A 17,380-nucleotide genomic window follows, 5' to 3' on the forward strand; every position below is an offset into this window, starting at 1 on the left:
GTGTCGGGCCTATGTCGTTCCCGTGGACCAGGTGTGGACCAGTTGCGCTGCCGCGTCGTCGATCCGTCGAGCGTGATGCGCGTGAGCGGTCTCTCGGAACGTGTTCAGATCCCACCAGAGGGCCCTCGTGCTGTAGCGGTCGTCCGGATACGGCGTGGGGTCGATCGTATCGGCCACCACGGCCCCCGACTTCTGCCACATCGACACGGCATGGTCCGCAGCGGTGGAGAGTGCGAAACGCACCCCGAGCAACGAGCACGCCAGCGGCCCTGCGTGCGCGATCATGTCGACGAGACGCTTGTCCCGTGGCGCTGCACGATCCACCCAGCCCGATTTGAGCTCGATGACTCCCTCTCGCAGACGGTCGTTGACAGCGTCTCGCAAGACGTTCCGCGCCAACGGGTTCCGTTGCCACTCCAGGTCGGCGTGCGTCTGACGGGCGTGCTCGTACGGACCCTGGACACGGATGCCGGCGAGCATGCGCCCGGACGCATCCAGGGCGCACAGGAAGATGGTCGTGTTCCGCCCGTCGCGGATGGTGTCGTACTCGAGGGCGACGGACACGTCGTGCCGCTCGTAACTGATGCGAGCACCTTCGAGGTAGCGACGCCACAGATCCGGGCGGGAGGTGGGGGAGGTGGCGACCACGGTGCACTCGAACACCGGATCGTCGTAGTACCCGAAGGCGTGTGTGGGGCGTGTGTGCGTGGTCGAGAGTGGCGGGGCCGTCATGGTCTGGCGCTCCTGTACTCGGGATGGTCGTCCACCGGGGTTCAGCGGTCGTGCCTCCGGCTCGGCGAGTCAGGCCGCGGGGGCGACCGGTGTCGACTCGACGAGCAGGTATCGACGGTCCCCGACCTGTACCCGGGAGAGTTCGAGATCCACCTCGACGGCCCCACCGTCCTTGTGGACCAGCCGGAGCCGAGCGTCGGCCGAGCCGTCGAGGGCGGCATACGCCCGCGCGGTCGCATCGGCGAGGGCCTCGGTGTCGGCAGGATGGAGCACTGCGGACGATCCGAGCAGCGCGAGCTCGCCCGAGTCGTAGCCGAGCAGGTTGCTGCACGCGGAGTTGTAGAACGCGAGAGCGCCGGAGCCGTCGTGCAGCGTCGTCGCCCGGTCGGACCGCACGACTCGGTAGTACAGGGACGAGAGGTCAGGGGCAGCCGTGACCGGGCTCGCTGTCGTATTCATCGATACCAGGTCCGACATGGGACCGATAGTGGCACAGTGACTTACGGTTCTGCCACGGTGCAACTGAGGCGAAACCGGTAAAGAGTCGGTTTTTATGTGTGATGTCATGAGTTGCAGGTCACTGCATTTTCGGATCAGATGTTGATCAGAATGCGCGGAAGATGCCTCGAGCTGCGAGTACGACACGCTGCATCGACCGGGTGGGGTGGTGACGGCCGTGCGGGGGCATCGGGCCGATCAGGGGATTTCAGGAGAAGTCATGGATGGGATGGAAGGTCGGACGAGTGTCCGGCGGCCCCTCAACACGCTCGTGTCCGAGTTGGCGACGCGGTTGCTCGGTGCCGACTCCGCGAACGTCGTCGAGGCGTACCGGGCGCTGCTCCGAGACCTGTCCACCGATTTCGGGATGGACACGTGCTTTCTCCGGCACAACGACGAGCGCATCGACGCGTCTATTCTCGTCGCGGAGTGGCCCCCGCGGCCCGTCGTTCCCGACCCGGATCCGTTGGGCGTCGTGTACTTCGACAGAGCGGATCCCGTGTTCGCCCGGTCGCGCAGCCAGACCGAGGTCGAGATCTACAGGCCGAGCGATCAGCCCGAGAACTACCGCGACCGGGTGAAGGACGCATCAGGGGTTCCGGCGACCACGATGGTCGCGGTACCCCTGGTAGGCGACGGCCGCACCCTGGGCGTCCTGGGTTTCGTTCGATTCGCCGACCGCCAGTGGACCGCGGAGGAGCTCGAGGCCGTCACTGCGGTCGGAGCGATGCTCGCTCAGGTGCAGAGGCGCGTGGCCGCGGAGAACGAACTGCGCCACACCGCGATGATCGACGAACTGACCGGGCTGATGAACCGTCACGGGCTGACCGAGCTGCTCGACGGGCGCGCCGGCGACGGCACCGCGGTGGGCGTGCTGTTCGTGGACATCGACCGGCTGGCCGCTCTCAACGACTTCCTCGGCCATCGCATGGGTGACGAGTTCCTGCGCACCGTCGCGGACCGCATCCGCCGCCGACTGCCGGAGGGGGACGTGGTGGCGAGGCTCGGCGGGGACGAGTTCGTCGTCGTCCTCGGTGGTGCGCCCACGGCCGAGGACGGTGCGGAGCGTGCGGAGATGGTCCGGTCGGTGGTCGCCGAGCCGATGGTGGTGGGGGACGACAGGGTGACCCGCACCGCAAGTATCGGCGTGGCCGTGGGAACCGCGGATCCGTCGGAGATGCTGCGCCGGGCGGATCAGGCGGCGCTGCACGTGAAGTCGTCGGGTGGCAACGGCGTCGTCCTCTACTCGGACGAGATCGCGGCGACCAACGACCTGCGGACCGACGTCGAGCTGACGCTGGGCCATGCCATCTCTCACGACCGGTTGGTGCTGCACTTCCAACCCGAGGTGGACCTGCGTTCCGGTGAGATCACCGCAGTGGAAGCTCTCGTCCGCTGGCCGCATCCGACCCGCGGCATGCTCGGGCCCGACGTGTTCGTGCCCATCGCCGACGCGGCGAACCTCGCCCCGGAACTCGGGCGCTGGGTCATCGATGCGGCGTGCCGGGCGTATGTGAGCTGGCGGGACGCCACGGGTCGCACCGACCTGGTTCTGCGCGTGAACATCTCACCGGTCCACCTCGCCGTGCGCGACTTCGCGCAGGAGGTGGCGGACGTCCTGCGGACCCACGGGATCGACCCGGCCTGCTTCTGCCTGGAGCTGTCCGAGGTCGCGGTGGTGGATTCGGTGGCGCGATCGGGCGCAGCCCTCACCTCCCTGCGCGACAGGGGAATCAGGACGGCCATCGACCACTTCGGTGTCGGCTACTCGTCACTGCTGCATCTCAAGAGGTTGCCGCTCGACGTGCTCAAGATCGACAGGCACTTCACCGACGGGCTCGGCGTGGACGGCGACGATCGTGCGCTCGTCTCGGTCATGATCGGACTTGCTCGGTCACTCCGGCTCGACGTCGTCGCCAACGGAGTCGAGACGTCCGCGGCGGCGCGCACTCTGGTCGAGCTGGGCTGCCACCGCGCGCAGGGTCACGCCATCTGTCCGCCCGTCGACGAACCCACCCTCCGCTCGCTGCTCGTCGACGGGACCCGGCTGCTCGACGTGTCCTGATCGTCGGTCCTGACGAGCCGGAGCGTCACCGGGACACCGTTGAGGACGGCATTTCCCGCGACGCCCTCGACGCGGTCCGGATCGGTGAGGTCGTTGACGCTCGGTCCGCGGACGTCGCGGGCCACCGTCAGTCGCACACCGTCGCGGTCATGCCCGAAACCGTGCGGGATGCTCACGACGCCGGGCATCACCGAGTCGCTCGCCGTCACCTCGATGCGCACGGAGCCGGCGGCGGACACGACCTCGACGGTGTCCCCGTCGGCGATGCCGAGACGGTCGAGATCGGCGGGATGTGCCAGCAGACCGTGGCGCGGCTTGCCCTTCACGAGACGCGGCGCGTTGTGCATCCACGAGTTGTTGCTGCGAACGTGGCGGCGCCCGATCAGGAGCAGTTCGCCGTCCACGGACGGCGTCGCGGCGAGTAGAGCGCTCCGCAGTCTGTCGATGTCCGGGGTGATCACGTCGTGCATCAGACCGATACGCCGATCGCGGGTGAGCAGCTTGCCCGGCAGACCGGGACGCAGCGGACCGAGGTCGGTGCCGTGCGGGTTCTTCCGAAGTGTCCGCAGAGTGACCCCGCGAGCGCGCAGCAGCAGGAGTTCGACCGTTCGGGCGGGGGACAGCCGAGTGCGCACCTCACGGACCACGGCCGCGGCGTTCACCCGACCCAGGGTCCGCGCACGCGTTCCGCGGCGGCGGACGGCGGCGTAGCGCAGACTCAGATCGCGGAAGATCTCCCAGTCGTGGCGCGCGTCGGCCTCTTTCGGCAGGACGGCCGGATTGAACTTGGCGGTGTTCCGCACCGCGAACGTCGAGAAGATCAGGTCGTAGTGGTCCCGCTCGAGGGCCACCGTGGACGGCAGGATGATGTCGGCGTGGCGTGAGGTCTCGTTGACGTAGATGTCGAAGGACACCATGAAATCGAGCCCGGCGAACGCGTCGTCGAGCCGGGGGCCGCCCGGCATCGACAGCACCGGGTTGCCCGACGCCACCACCATGGCGCGGACGCGCCCGGGCCCGTCGGTGGTCATCTCGTCCACGAGGGTCGACGCCGGGAGCTCGCCACTGAACTCGGGCAGATCCCGCACCCGGCTGCGCCACTTGTCGAAATGACCGCGGCCGGTGATCTTGTTCGCGATCAGGTCGACGGCCGGATCGGTGAACAGCACGCCGCCGACCCGGTCGAGATTGCCGGTCAGGATGTTCAGGACGTGCACTGCCCACTGGCACACGGTGCCGAACTCCTGGGTGGAGACACCCATCCGGCCGTAGACCGCGGCCGATCCGGCGCTCACGAGATCGCGTGCCAGCGTGCGGATCACGTCGGCGTCGATACCGGTGAGGGGTGCCACGGCCTCGGGCGTGAACGCCGCCACCGCCTCGGTCACACCCTCGACGCCGTCGACGTACGGGGCGGGGGTTGCGGCGCCGTCGGCCAGGACGACGTGAACGAGCGCCAGCAGCAGATGCGCATCCGTGCCGGGACGGATGAAGTGGTGGGTGTCGGCGACGTCCGCCGTCTCGGTGCGCCTCGGGTCGATCACCACCATGCGCCCGCCCCGTGCGCGCAGTTCCTTCACCCGCTTTCCGAAATCGGGCACCGTCATCATGGATCCGTTCGACGCCATCGGGTTGGCGCCCAGGACGAGGAAGAAGTCGGTGTTGTCGATGTCGGCGATCGGCTGACGGAGCTGATGCCCGTAGAACAACATGTTGGTCAGCTGGTGCGGCAACTGGTCCAGCGACGTGGCGGAGTACCGGTTGCGGGTGCGCAGCATCGACAGGAACGGGATGCCGTGGGTCATGGCGCCGAGACTGTGCACGTTGGGGTTGCCCGCGTAGACACCCACGGCGTCGGCGCCGTGCTCGTCACGGATGGCGGACAGGCGTCGTGCCACGAGGTCCACCGCCTCGTCCCACCCGATCTCGCGCCACCCCGACTCGGTGCGCTGCAGCGGTCGGCGGACACGGTCGGGGTCGTTCAGGATGTCGACGAGCGCGGTCGCCTTGGGGCAGATGTGTCCGCGGGACAACGGATCCTTCTTGTCCCCGCGGACGGACTGCACACCCTCGTCGGTCACCGTGTACTCGAGTCCGCACATGGCCTCGCAGAGGGTGCAGGTGCCGTGGGCGGTGCGGGTGGTTCCAGCCGAGGTCATTCCACGCACGCTAGTCGCGTGTACCCGGACGCATCGAGATTCTGTGACGAGTGTGAATTACAGTCGGGCTCGTGGTCACCGGCAACGCATCCGAGATTCTGTCCTCACTCACCGACTGGCCGGTCCCGGCGGTGTCGGCCGCGGTGATCACCGACGGTCCCGACGTGGCCGCGCAGCACGGTGATCGGGACCGCGTGCAGGAACTGGCCTCGGTCACCAAGCTCCTCGTCGCCTACGCGGCGCTCGTCGCGGTGGAGGAGGGTGCCGTCGAGCTCGACGAGGCGGCGGGACCCGAAGGATCCACCGTCCGACACCTTCTCGCCCACACCTCGGGAGTCGCGTTCGACGATCGACGGCCCACCACGGCGCCGGGGACGAAGCGCATCTACTCGAGCGCCGGCTTCGAGATCCTGGCGGAGCACGTGACCGAGCGTTCCGGCATCGAGTTCGGGGAGTACCTGTCCGCCGCCGTGCTCGAACCGTTGGGTATGACCTCGACCGAGCTGCACGGGTCGGCCGGCCACGGAGCCCGCTCCAATCTCTGCGACATGGAGGCGTTCGCGGCAGAACTGCTCGCACCGACGCTCGTCTCCCGCCAGACCGTCGACGAGGCGACGAGCGTGCAGTTCGAGGGACTCGGAGGCATCCTCCCCGGGTACGGGTCGCAGCGACCCAACGACTGGGGTCTGGGCTTCGAGCTCCGTGACCACAAGTCGCCGCACTGGACGGGGGAGACGAACTCGGCGCGCACGTTCGGGCACTTCGGGCAGTCGGGAACGTTCCTCTGGGTGGACCCCGAAGCCCGCGTCTCGTGCGTCGTGCTCGCCGACCGCGCCTTCGGGGACTGGGCCAAGCCGTTGTGGACCGCGTTGGGTGACACGGTGCTCGCGGGCGTGTGACCCGCCGCGACACGCCGCCGGAACCCACCCGACACACCGAACGACTGGTGTAACAGGGGTAACTCGAGGCACACTGGTAGAAGCCGTACATCAGCAGACGCGTCAGGCCGTTGGGGAAGACGTCCCTCGTCGAAGCTGGAGGCAACGGTGAACGCACTGAACCAATTCGCGGACTCGACCACGGGTGTCGTCTACATTCACTCGTCGCCGGCCGCGCTGTGCCCGCATGTCGAATGGGCGCTGTCCGATGCGCTCGACTGCCGAGCAAATCTCAAGTGGACCGCGCAGCCCGCATTCGACGGTCAACTGCGGGCCACCACCAACTGGACCGGCCCCGTGGGCACCGGCGCCCGGTTGGCCAGCGTGCTGCGCTCATGGCAGATGCTGCGTTTCGAGGTCACCGAGGACCCCAGTGAGGGTGTCGACGGTGAACGCTTCGCGCACGTGCCCGGCCTCGGCCTGTGGCACGGCGCCACCAGTGCCAACGGCGACGTCATGGTGGGCGAGCAGCGGCTGCGGTCGATCCTCGAACAGGGACGCGGCGACGTGTACGCGCAGCTGGATCACGTTCTCGGTACCGCCTGGGACGCGGAGCTCGAACAGTTCCGTCTCGGTGGAGTCGGCGGCGAGGTCACCTGGCTCGCGAGTTAGTGGGCCTCCGGCCCCGTGAGCCTTTTGCGCATCCAGGGATGCGCAAAAGGCTCACGGGGCGACGCCACTCAGAGCGGGATGTTCTTGTGGCGACCACGGCGCGCCGGGGCGTCCGCCAGCGCGCGGGTGAGAGTGCTGCGGGTGGCGGCCGGATCGATGATCGCGTCCACGACGCCGATGCCCACGGCCCGCTCGACACCACCGGCGATGGCCTCGTGCTCGGCCGTCAGACGGTCGTGCAGCGCCTCGCGCTCGTGATCGGGCGCCGCTGCCAGTGCCTTCTTGTGCAGGATGCCCACGGCCGCCTTGGCGCCCATGACCGCGACCTCGGACTCCGGCCAGGCGTAGACGGCCGTTGCTCCGAGAGCCCGTGAGTTCATCGCGATGTATGCGCCGCCGTAGATCTTGCGGGTCACCAGTGTCACGCGGGGCACGGTGGCCTCGGCGAACGCGTGCAGCAGTTTGGCGCCGCGGCGGACCACGCCCTCCCACTCCATGCTGACGCCCGGGAGGTATCCCGGGACGTCCACGACGACGACGAGCGGGATGCCGAAGGCATCGCACAGGCGGACGAAGCGGGCGGCCTTCTCGGCGGACTCGGAGTTGAGGCACCCACCGAGGCGGATCGGGTTGTTGGCGATGACACCGACCGAGCGACCGCCGAGGCGGCCGAGCCCGGTGACGATGCTGCGCGCCCAACCACCCTGGAACTCCTCGAAGGACGACTCGCCCTCGACGTTGTCGAGAAGCTCGTTGATGACCGGGTGCACGTCGTACGCGCGGCGGTTCGACGCGGGCAGGAGTGCCTTGAGATCGGTGTCGCCGTGCTGGGCGGCGGCCAGGTCGAACTCGCCCTGCTCACTGAACATCGACACGAGCCGACGTCCCCGTGCGAGGGCGTCGAGTTCGTCGTCGGCGACGATGTGGCAGACGCCGGACTTGCGGAAGTGGGTGTCGGGCCCACCGAGCGAGGCCATGTCGACCTGCTCGCCGGTGACGCTGCGCACCACGTCGGGACCGGTCACGAAGACCCGGCCCTCGGGGGCCATGATCACGACGTCGGTGAGCGCGGGGCCGTACGCGGCGCCGCCGGCGGCGAATCCGAGCACGACCGAGATCTGCGGAACGGTGCCCGACGCACGCACCATGGCCTCGAAGACCAGCCCGACGGCGTGCAGAGCCTCGACGCCCTCGGCGAGACGGGCCCCACCGGAGTGCCAGATGCCGACGATGGGCGCTCCGGAGTCCAGGGCCTCGTCGATGGCGGAGACGATGTGCTTGCAGCCGTCGACTCCCATGGCGCCGCCCATGACGGTGGCGTCGGAGCAGTAGGCGATGGTGCGGACTCCGTCGATCTCACCCGAGGCGGCCAGCACACCGGACTTGTCACGGTCGTGCAGCGGGGTGGTCGTACCGGAGTCGAAGAGCTTCTCGAGACGAGCGAGGGGGTCGCGCGGGTCACGCGACGAGGAGTGGCGGGTGTGCGGAGCGAGGACGGTCATCGTGTTCTCCCCTTCATACTGCCGCTCCCGGCAGGGGAGTGGTGGTGCGGGCGAAGATCCGGCGACCGCGGTCGCCGGACCTCCGCCCTCGTGCGCGTACGACTGTCACGCCGTGACGGCTGCGGAGCCGTCAGTGGCGTCCGAAGGCGAGCGCAACATTGTGCCCACCGAATCCGAACGAGTTGTTCAGTGCGTATTCGATCTCGCCGCGACGGGCCTCGCCCGACACGACGTCGAGGTCGATCTCCGGATCCTGGTTGTCCAGGTTCAGCGTGGGCGGAACGATCCCGTCCCGGATGCTGAGCACTGTCAGGATCGACTCCAGGGCGCCGACAGCGCCGATGGAGTGCCCGAGGGCCGACTTCGGTGCGTACACCGATGCGTGGTTGCCCACCGCAGCGTTGATCGCGGTGGCCTCGGCCGTGTCCCCGATGGGAGTGGCCGTGGCGTGGGCGTTGACGTGCGAGATGTCCTGCGCCGTCAGTCCCGCCGTCTCGATGGCCCGGCGCATCGCACGCGCCGCACCGGTTCCGGCCGGATCGGGAGCCACCAGGTGGTACCCGTCCGAGGTGATGCCGGCGCCGAGAAGGCGAGCATGGATCGTCGCGCCGCGAGCCTTGGCGTGCTCCTCGCTCTCGATCACCATGAGCGCACCGGACTCGCCGAAGACGAAGCCGTCACGATCCTTGTCGAACGGCCGCGAGGCCGCCTGCGGATCGTCGTTACGTGTGCTCATGGCACGCATCATCGAGAAGGCCGCGATCGGTACCGCGTCGATGTGTCCCTCGACCCCACCCGTGACCATGATGTCCGCGTCGCCCATGACGATCATCCGCCATGCGTGAGCGATCGCTTCCGATCCCGACGAGCATGCCGACACCGGTGTGATGACACCGGCGCGTGCACCCAGGTCGAGCCCCACGACAGCCGACGGTCCGTTCGGCATGATCATCTGCACGGCGAGCGGGGACACCTTGCGGTACCCGCCCTCGCGCATCTTCTTGTCGGCGTCGAGCAGTGCGTCTCCGCCGCCCAGGCCGGTGCCGATCGAGACGCCGAACCGCTCCGAGTCGACCTCGGGGCTGCCGGCGTTCTTCCACACCTCCTTGCCCAGGACGTATGCCATCTGCTCGACGTAGCTCATGCGTCGTTGCTCGACGCGAGAGAGAAGAGTCGATGGATTGACGGCCAGATGGCCGCCGATGCGAACCGGAAGGTCGAACTCGGTGACGAAATCGTCCTCGAGCACGTCGATGCCGCTCTCCCCGTTCAGCAGTCCCTTCCACGTCGCGTCGACGTCACCGGCGATGGAGGTGGTCACCGCCAGGCTGGTCACGACGACGTTGCGGAAGCCCCCGTTGGCTGTGCTGGGCGTGGTCACGGTCGTGCTCACTCGCCTGCGGAGTCGCTCTGGTTGTCGAGCTTCGCCTTGATGGCCTCGGCGGCCTCGGGGTTCTCGGCTTCGAGCTTCTGGATGTAGTTCACGGCGTCGCCGACGGTGCGGAGGCTGGCGAGATCCTCGTCGGGGATCTTGACGCCGTACTTGTCCTCGGTCTGCACTGCGATCTCGACCATGGAGAGGGAGTCGATGTCCAGGTCGTCGACGAACGACTTCTCGACGGTCACCTCGGACGGCTCGATGCCGGTGACCTCTTCGATGATCTCGGCGAGTCCGGCGATGAGTTCTTCCTGCGTGGCCACGGAGTGGCTCCCTTCGTGTAAGGAACTGTGCACACGACGCGACTGTGCGCCGGTGCGGATGCTGTCTCGACGAACGCTCGTTCTCGAGTCGGGCCGGCTACGTACCGGCCCCGCTCACCTCACGACGTGCGGTGAGCGATGCGCATCCCCGGCCCGGTCCGTGACGGACCGGCGGGGTTGCGCGCAGTAACCTAACCGACCGATACCGGGGCGGTGAGGCCGGAGACGTCCTCCGGAGTCTTGAGGGCGACCGTCGGGGTGCCGCGCATCTCGCGCTTGGCGATCCCGACGAGGGTGCCGGCCGGCGGGAGCTCGACGATCGAGGCGACCTCGGCCGCGCGCAGCGTCGCGGTGCACAGATCCCACCGGACGGGCCGGGTGACCTGGCCTGCGAGCTTGGCCAGTGCGTCCGCGCCGGAGGTGACCTCGCGGCCGTCGAGGTTGGAGAGCAGGCGACGCGTCGGCTCGGACGGCGTGATGGAGGCAGCTGCGGCGACCACGGCGTCCTGCGCGGGTGCCATGAAGCGCGTGTGGAACGCGCCGGCGACGGGCAGCGGGCGAATGCGCGCCTTCTCGGGCGGGTTCGCGGCGAGCTCGGCGAGGTCGGTGAGGAGACCGGCGGCCACGATCTGGCCGGCGGCGTTCCGGTTGGCGGCCTCGAGGCCGAGCTCGGTCAGACGCTCGAGGACCGCGTCCTCGTCGCCACCGAGCACGGCGGACATGCCGGTCGGAGCCAGTGCGCAGGCCTTGGCCATCTCGGCGCCGCGGATCGCGGCGAGAGCGACGGCGTCGTCGGCGGAGATGACGCCCGCGACGGCGGCTGCGGCGAGTTCACCGACGGAGTGGCCGGCGACGACCATGTTCTCCGGCAGTCCGTGCGTGCGCTCGATCTCCTCGAAGGCGAGGAGCGCAGCGGCCACGACGAGCGGCTGGGTCACGGCGGTGTCGGTGATCTCCTCCGCCGTGGCGGTGGTTCCGAGCCGCGTCAGGTCGAGGCCCGACGCCTGCGACCAGAGGGCGAGACGATCCGCGGCCCCGGGGAGTCCGAGCCACGGCACGAGCATGCCGGGTGTCTGAGAGCCCTGTCCGGGCGAAAGCACTGCAATCACGGAACTAAGAAAACACTGTGAAGGCCGTTTCAGGAGATGTTCTACGCGATGAACCTTGTCGGTCGTATTTGTCAGAACCCTACAAACGCCCTGCAGGATGGGTCGCATCGCTCCTGGCGCAAGATCCGTTACTGTATGAGATTCCCAAATGTTCCGGCTGTGACTGTTGTTATCGGTGATGGGCTTTCGTTATGGGATTGCGACAGGCGACCCACTGTTGCCGCGATTCTCAGGACGTACGCATCCCGGGCATTGGTGGGATCCCGACCAGTCACCTCCGCGATTCGCTTGAGCCGATATCGCACAGTATTTGGATGAACAAACAGTGACCTGGCACACGTCTCGACCGCTCCGCCGCAATCGAGATACGCATCGAGCGTGTCCGAGAGTGCCGATCCGGCAGCCTGGAGCGGCTGGACGATGAGCTCGTTGAGCGACGTGACCGCCGCCTGATCGCCCAGCAACGCTCGTTCCGGCAGTAGTTCACCCGCGTGCACCGGCCGCGGTGCTCCCCGCCATCCGACCACCGCCTGCATCCCCGCGAACGCCTCCACGGCACTCGAGTGCGCGGCGCCGAGGGTGCGGGTCGTCGGGCCGATGACCACCGGGGTGTCGGAGAAGTTGCGCATGAGGTCGTCGAGGAAGGCGGCACTGGTCGGGTCGCCGGAGAGATGACCGGAGACCACCATGACCAGACGCGTGCCCTGCACCACGGCGAGCGCGGCGCGATGGTGGCGCTGCGCCACCGTGTGCACGGTCCCGACGACGGAGACGCCCTGATCCGGTGGAGGCGATCCGACGAGCACGGTGGCCGGCGCGGTCGCGTCCCAGTTGAGGGTCGCGGCGCGCGAGAGCATGTCCGAGCCCGTGTCGCCGCGGACGACGGCGTCCACCACGAGGGCCTCGAGCCGGGTGTCCCACGCGCCACGCGACTCGGCCGCGCTCGCGTACACCGACGCGGCGGCGAATCCCAGCTCGCGCCCGTAGCGCAGCACTGCTTCCGTGAGCGCGACGAGTTGCTGATCGTTGCGCGCCAGGGCCGGGAGCCACTGCTCGAAGAACTCCATGGCGACCCGGACCATGTCGACGGTCTGCCGCAGAGTCAGGCGCCGCGCCAGATCCTGCGGGATGACCTGGAACGCGTCGAGACTGAAGCGAATGTCGCTGTCGGGGTTCTGCAACCACTCGAGGAAGTTGACGACGGCCGTCTGCACGAGCATCTGCACACTCGCGCGCTGCGACGCATCGAGGTCGCTCACGAACGGCAGCTGATCCTGCATCTGTGTCAGCGCCTCGGTGGAGAGCCTGCTGGAGAACTGCTTCACCCGTCGCAGCAGTGCATCGGGAAGCGGGACTCGTTGTTGTCTCGCGCGGATCGCGCCACCGGGTCGGTGGGCCTCCGCGGCGGCGCGGCGGAGCTCGCGGCGTTCCCGGACACGCTCCGATTCCCCCTCCGGCGAACCGTCGGGGGAATCGGGAGCGATGTCGGCCATGGCCACGAACTTACGCGGCGTGCCTGGTGCAACTGTCAGGCGACGCCCGGATCGGCCGTGGAGATCGGAGCGGCCAGGACGTCGTCGATCTGGTAGCGCTCGGTTGCCTCGACGGCCTTGTCCTTGTCCACCTCACCCGAGCGGGCGAGCGCGGACAGCACGGCGACGACGATCGACTCGGCGTCGACGTTGAAGTGCCGCCGTGCCGCGGTGCGGGTGTCGGAGAAACCGAACCCGTCGGTGCCCAGCGTCGTGTAGTGGCCGGGAACCCACTGACGGATCTGATCCGGGACAGCACGCATCCAGTCCGACGCGGCGACGAAGGGTCCCTCCGCCTCCTGCAGCTTGCTGGTGACGTACGGGACGCGCGGCTCGTCGCCGGGGTTGCGCAGGGCCTCGGTCTCGGCGTCGACACCGTCGCGGCGGAGTTCGCCCCAGCTGGTCACCGACCAGACGTCCGCGGACACGCCGTAGTCCTCGGCGAGGAGTTCCTGCGCACGCAGCCCGGACGGCATGCCCACACCGGAGACCAGGATCTGCGCCTTCGGGCCGTCGGCCTTGCCCTTCTGGAACAGGTAGATGCCCTTCAGCAGACCCTCGACGTCGAGGTTCTCCGGCTCCGCCGGCTGGCGGTACGGCTCGTTGTACAGAGTGATGTAGTAGAAGATGTTCTCTCCACCGAATCCCTCCACACCCTCGGTGCCGCCGTACATCCGGCGCAGACCGTCCTTGATGATGTGCGCGATCTCGAACGAGAACGCCGGGTCGTACGCGACGGCCGCCGGGTTGGTCGCCGCGAGCAACAACGAGTGTCCGTCGGCATGCTGCAGGCCCTCACCGGTGAGGGTGGTGCGGCCGGCGGTGGCGCCGAGCACGAAGCCGCGGGCCATCTGGTCGGCAGCGGCCCAGAGGCCGTCGCCGGTCCGCTGGAAACCGAACATCGAGTAGAAGATGTACAGCGGGATCATCGGTTCGCCGTGAGTGGCGTACGACGTGCCGACGGCCGTGAAGGACGACGTCGAGCCGGCCTCGTTGATGCCCTCGTGCAGGATCTGGCCGGTGACGTTCTCCTTGTAGGCGAGCATCAGTTCCGAGTCGACCGAGGTGTAGAGCTGGCCGTTGCGGTTGTAGATCTTGAGCGACGGGAACCACGAGTCCATACCGAAGGTGCGGGCCTCGTCGGGGATGATCGGCACGACGCGATGGCCGATCTCCTTGTCGCGAAGAAGTTCCTTCATGACGCGGACGAGCGCCATGGTCGTCGCGACCTCCTGCTTGCCGGAGCCCTTCATGATCGACTTGTAGGTCGAGTCGGGCGGCATGGGCAGCGGCTTCGCCGACGTGCGACGCTCCGGGACGTATCCGCCCAGGGCCTTGCGGCGATCGAGCATGTACTGGATCTCGGGGGAGTCCTCGCCCGGGTGGTAATACGGGGGCAGGTACGGATCCTTCTCGAGCTCCTCGTCGGAGATCGGGATGTGCTGGATGTCGCGGAACGCCTTCAGGTCGTCCAGCGTCAACTTCTTCATCTGGTGGGTCGCGTTGCGGCCCTCGAAGTGCTTGCCCAGCGTGTAGCCCTTGATGGTGTGCGCCAGGATCACCGTCGGCTGGCCCTTGTGCTCCATCGCGGCGGCGTACGCGGCGTGGACCTTGCGGTAGTCGTGGCCACCGCGCTTGAGGTTCCAGATCTCGGCGTCGCTCAGATCCTTGACCAGTTCCTTGGTCCGCGGATCGCGCCCGAAGAAGTTGTCGCGGACGTAACTGCCGTCGTTGGCCTTGTACGTCTGGAAGTCACCGTCGGGAGTGGTGTTCATCAGGTTCACCAGCGCGCCGTCGCGGTCCTTGTGCAGGAGCGTGTCCCACTCGCGGCCCCACACGACCTTGATGACGTTCCAGCCGGCGCCGCGGAAGAACGACTCCAGTTCCTGGATGATCTTGCCGTTGCCGCGCACCGGGCCGTCGAGGCGCTGCAGGTTGCAGTTGACGACGAAGGTCAGGTTGTCCAGACCCTCGGTGGCAGCCACGTGAGCGAGGCCTCGCGACTCCGGCTCGTCCATCTCGCCGTCGCCGAGGAACGCCCACACGTGCTGATCGGTGGTGTCCTTGATGCCGCGGTCGGCGAGGTAGTGGTTGAAGCGCGCCTGGTAGATGGCGTTCATCGGGCCGAGGCCCATCGACACCGTCGGGAACTCCCAGAAGTCCTGCATCAGACGCGGGTGCGGGTACGACGGCAGGCCGCCACCCTGATCCGCGTGGCTGTACTCCTGGCGGAAGCCGTCCATGCGTTCGGCCGGAATGCGACCCTCGAGGAACGCGCGGGCATAGATGCCGGGGGAGGCGTGGCCCTGAATGAAGATGTGGTCACCGCCGCCCGGGTGGTCCTTGCCGCGGAAGAAGTGGTTGAAGCCCACCTCGTACAGAGCAGCGGACGAGGCGTATGTGGAGATGTGGCCACCGACGCCGACGCCGGGGCGCTGCGCGCGGTGCACCATGATCGCGGCGTTCCAGCGGATCCAAGCGCGGTAGCGGCGTTCCATGGACTCGTCGCCGGGGAACCACGGCTCGTTCTCGGTGGGGATGGTGTTGACGTAATCGGTCGACGTCAGCGCGGGAATGGACACACGCTTCTCACCGGCACGCTCGAGCATGCGCAGCATCAGGTAGCGGGCGCGCTGCGGCCCGGAGCGCTCGAGGAGCTGGTCGAAGGATTCCATCCACTCGTCGGTCTCGTCACTGTCGATGTCCGGAAGGTACGACGCCACCCCCTCTCGGATGACGCGAACACGGCCGTCCGTGCTCGCCTTCCTGGCGACAGCGCCCATCGCGGCGTCTGCCGCGTCGGTGCGCTCTTCCTTCGTCGATTCCGACAACGTGTGTTCTCCTCGATGTGGCGGGAGCATGGTGTGCTCCCGGTCCAGTGCGAGCCGGTCCTGTGACGCCGGCCCGCTGTGCAGCTTCACGGTGATCTGGGTCAATCTCGGGTGATCGAGGTCAATCCTGCCCCATCGGACCCCGCTTGGTGCAGGTGGTTCCCGATTGGGTAAGCGTGAAATCAATGCAACGGAAAAACGCGCAGATCGCCGCGTCGGCTTGCGCCGGGGCGCCCGACCCTGTTCGCTTTGACTACTGCACACTTTGCTGTATCGCCCGGTCGGTCTCGATCGGGTTCACGACTCGAAGGAGGACACGACCGTGGTCGCCGCGGCGGACGCCCAGAACTATGCCCAGAAGCTCGGAGTCACCCGCGACATGGTCGTGCAAGAGTTGGGTTGGGACGAGGACACCGACGACGACTTGCGGGCCGACGTCGAGGAGATGATCGGCGGCGAGACCGTCGACGAGGATTCCGACGAGGTGGTCGACGTCGTGCTGCTGTGGTGGCGCGACGGGGACGGAGACCTGGTCGACGCCCTCATGGACGCCATCACCCCCCTCTCCGACGACGGTTTCGTGTGGGTCCTCACTCCCAAGACAGGCCAATCCGGCCATGTCGAGCCCAGCGAGATCGCCGAGTCCGCACCCACCGCGGGCCTCACCCAGACCTCCACCACGAACCTCGGTGCGTGGATCGGCAGTCGGCTGGTGCAGCCCAAGGCTCAGCCCACGAAGCGCTGATGACGCTCGAGGTGGGAGTCGAGGCTCCCGACTTCACGTTGAAGGACCAGAACAACCAGCCCGTGACGCTGTCGGACTATCGCGGCACCAAGAACGTGCTGCTGATCTTCTTCCCGCTCGCGTTCACCGGCACGTGCCAGGGTGAACTCTGCCGGGTGCGCGACGAGCTGCCGAAGTTCGAGAACGACGACACCGCGGTGCTCGCCGTCTCGGTCGGTCCGCCTCCCACGCACAAGATCTGGTCCGCCGAGCAGGGATACACGTTCCCGCTCCTGTCGGACTTCTGGCCGCACGGCGCCGTGGCGCAGCAGTACGGCGTGTTCAACGAGGACCTCGGGTTCGCCAACCGCGGAACCTTCCTCATCGACACGTCCGGAGTGGTGCGGTTCGCCGAGATGATGGGTCCGGGCGAGGCCCGTGACCAGGGGGCTTGGGAGAAGGCCCTCGCCACGCTAGATTCTTGAGCGCGTTCCCCGGCTCGGTCGGGGAACGACGGGGCGTATAGCTCAGCGGTAGAGCTCTGGTTTTACACACCAGCGGTCGGGGGTTCGAACCCCTCTGCGCCCACATCATGGACATGCGGCCCAACTGCGAACGGTGCGACGTGGATCTGCCCCCGTCGTCCGTCGACGCCCATGTCTGCACCTACGAGTGCACCTTCTGCACCGCCTGCGTCACGCGCCTGTCGAATGTGTGCCCCAACTGCGGTGGCGGCTTCGCCCCGCGTCCGGTTCGACCGGCTCGCGAATGGCGGCCGGGGTTGTCGGTGGCGCTGCGACCCGGATCGACCGTGCGAGTGCACACGCCGTACACCGAAGCGGAGCTCGACGAGTTCGTGGACCGGGTGAAGGGTGTGCCGCCGACTGAGCGGTGAGTGGGTTGTCGTGCGCTGGTGCCGCCGGGCGCTGCGCACAGCGTGCGCGGAGCACCGGGCGGTGCGCGCGGGGGAGCGCGAC

The 17,380-nt window shown here is 68.0% G+C and carries 15 protein-coding genes and 1 tRNA gene; 7 read left to right on the forward strand and 9 right to left on the reverse strand.

The features are described 5' to 3' along the window. Positions 1–9: 9 nt before the first annotated feature. Together J4E04_RS07775 and J4E04_RS07780 are read right to left on the reverse strand one after the other, a co-directional pair. A complete protein-coding gene (locus J4E04_RS07775) occupies positions 10–732 on the reverse strand; it encodes a hypothetical protein (protein WP_051613357.1) in 723 nt (240 codons plus the stop codon). A gap of 69 nt (positions 733–801) precedes the next feature. Next, positions 802–1,209 carry a PAS domain-containing protein gene (locus J4E04_RS07780; protein WP_222649309.1) on the reverse strand — a complete coding sequence of 136 codons (408 nt, stop codon included), beginning with the start codon at positions 1,207–1,209 and terminating at the stop codon, positions 802–804. Positions 1,210–1,450: 241 nt separating this feature from the next. Between J4E04_RS07780 and J4E04_RS07785 the strand changes: the two genes are divergently transcribed. After that, on the forward strand, positions 1,451–3,295 hold the full coding sequence (locus J4E04_RS07785; protein ID WP_328812607.1) for a putative bifunctional diguanylate cyclase/phosphodiesterase: 1,845 nt from the start codon (positions 1,451–1,453) through the stop codon (positions 3,293–3,295). Here J4E04_RS07785 and J4E04_RS07790 read toward each other — a convergent pair. Then, positions 3,214–5,454 (reverse strand): molybdopterin-dependent oxidoreductase, encoded by a 2,241-nt coding sequence (locus J4E04_RS07790; RefSeq protein WP_490150306.1) that lies wholly within the window; start codon positions 5,452–5,454, stop codon positions 3,214–3,216. The two genes, J4E04_RS07785 and J4E04_RS07790, sit on opposite strands and share 82 nt — an antisense overlap. Before the next feature lie 71 nt (positions 5,455–5,525). Here J4E04_RS07790 and J4E04_RS07795 point away from each other — a divergent pair, with 71 nt between their 5' ends. After that, a complete protein-coding gene (locus tag J4E04_RS07795) occupies positions 5,526–6,353 on the forward strand; it encodes a serine hydrolase domain-containing protein (RefSeq protein ID WP_490150307.1) in 828 nt (275 codons plus the stop codon). A 147-nt stretch (positions 6,354–6,500) separates the two neighbouring features. Then, positions 6,501–7,004, forward strand: a complete 504-nt coding sequence (locus J4E04_RS07800; RefSeq protein ID WP_027505753.1) for a DUF3145 domain-containing protein — start codon at positions 6,501–6,503, stop codon at positions 7,002–7,004. 68 nt (positions 7,005–7,072) lie between these two features. Here the strand turns inward: J4E04_RS07800 and J4E04_RS07805 are convergent, their stop codons facing one another. The 6 genes from J4E04_RS07805 to aceE all read right to left on the reverse strand — a co-directional run bounded on the left by J4E04_RS07805 (position 7,073) and on the right by aceE (position 15,631). Further along, the gene (locus J4E04_RS07805) at positions 7,073–8,506 is read right to left on the reverse strand and encodes an acyl-CoA carboxylase subunit beta (RefSeq protein ID WP_056445733.1); all 1,434 of its coding nucleotides are present in this window, start codon (positions 8,504–8,506) and stop codon (positions 7,073–7,075) included. 130 nt (positions 8,507–8,636) lie between these two features. Beyond that, entirely contained in the window at positions 8,637–9,887 is a 1,251-nt protein-coding gene (locus J4E04_RS07810; RefSeq protein ID WP_027505755.1) for a KasA/KasB family beta-ketoacyl-ACP synthase, read from the reverse strand. 8 nt (positions 9,888–9,895) lie between these two features. Next, a complete protein-coding gene (gene acpM, locus J4E04_RS07815) occupies positions 9,896–10,207 on the reverse strand; it encodes a meromycolate extension acyl carrier protein AcpM (protein WP_027505756.1) in 312 nt (103 codons plus the stop codon). A 191-nt stretch (positions 10,208–10,398) separates the two neighbouring features. Next, the gene (locus J4E04_RS07820) at positions 10,399–11,316 is read right to left on the reverse strand and encodes an ACP S-malonyltransferase (RefSeq protein WP_222630464.1); all 918 of its coding nucleotides are present in this window, start codon (positions 11,314–11,316) and stop codon (positions 10,399–10,401) included. Positions 11,317–11,444: 128 nt separating this feature from the next. After that, the gene (locus tag J4E04_RS07825) at positions 11,445–12,809 is read right to left on the reverse strand and encodes a PucR family transcriptional regulator (RefSeq protein ID WP_081821256.1); all 1,365 of its coding nucleotides are present in this window, start codon (positions 12,807–12,809) and stop codon (positions 11,445–11,447) included. 35 nt (positions 12,810–12,844) lie between these two features. Further along, entirely contained in the window at positions 12,845–15,631 is a 2,787-nt protein-coding gene (aceE, locus tag J4E04_RS07830; RefSeq protein WP_490150513.1) for a pyruvate dehydrogenase (acetyl-transferring), homodimeric type, read from the reverse strand. Between the two features lie 370 nt (positions 15,632–16,001). Between aceE and J4E04_RS07835 the strand changes: the two genes are divergently transcribed. From J4E04_RS07835 to J4E04_RS07850, 4 genes are all read left to right on the forward strand, one after another. Continuing rightward, on the forward strand, positions 16,002–16,424 hold the full coding sequence (locus J4E04_RS07835; RefSeq protein ID WP_027505760.1) for a DUF3052 domain-containing protein: 423 nt from the start codon (positions 16,002–16,004) through the stop codon (positions 16,422–16,424). After that, complete coding sequence (locus J4E04_RS07840; RefSeq protein WP_204868236.1) at positions 16,424–16,888, forward strand: peroxiredoxin; 465 nt, start codon at positions 16,424–16,426, stop codon at positions 16,886–16,888. The genes J4E04_RS07835 and J4E04_RS07840 overlap by 1 nt, the downstream gene beginning before the upstream one ends. Before the next feature lie 31 nt (positions 16,889–16,919). Then, a tRNA-Val gene (locus J4E04_RS07845) sits at positions 16,920–16,991 on the forward strand. 10 nt (positions 16,992–17,001) lie between these two features. After that, a complete protein-coding gene (locus J4E04_RS07850; RefSeq protein WP_490150514.1) occupies positions 17,002–17,298 on the forward strand; it encodes a DUF1272 domain-containing protein in 297 nt (98 codons plus the stop codon). Positions 17,299–17,380: the final 82 nt, after the last annotated feature.

The organism is Rhodococcus sp. NFXS4 (assembly GCF_058139645.1).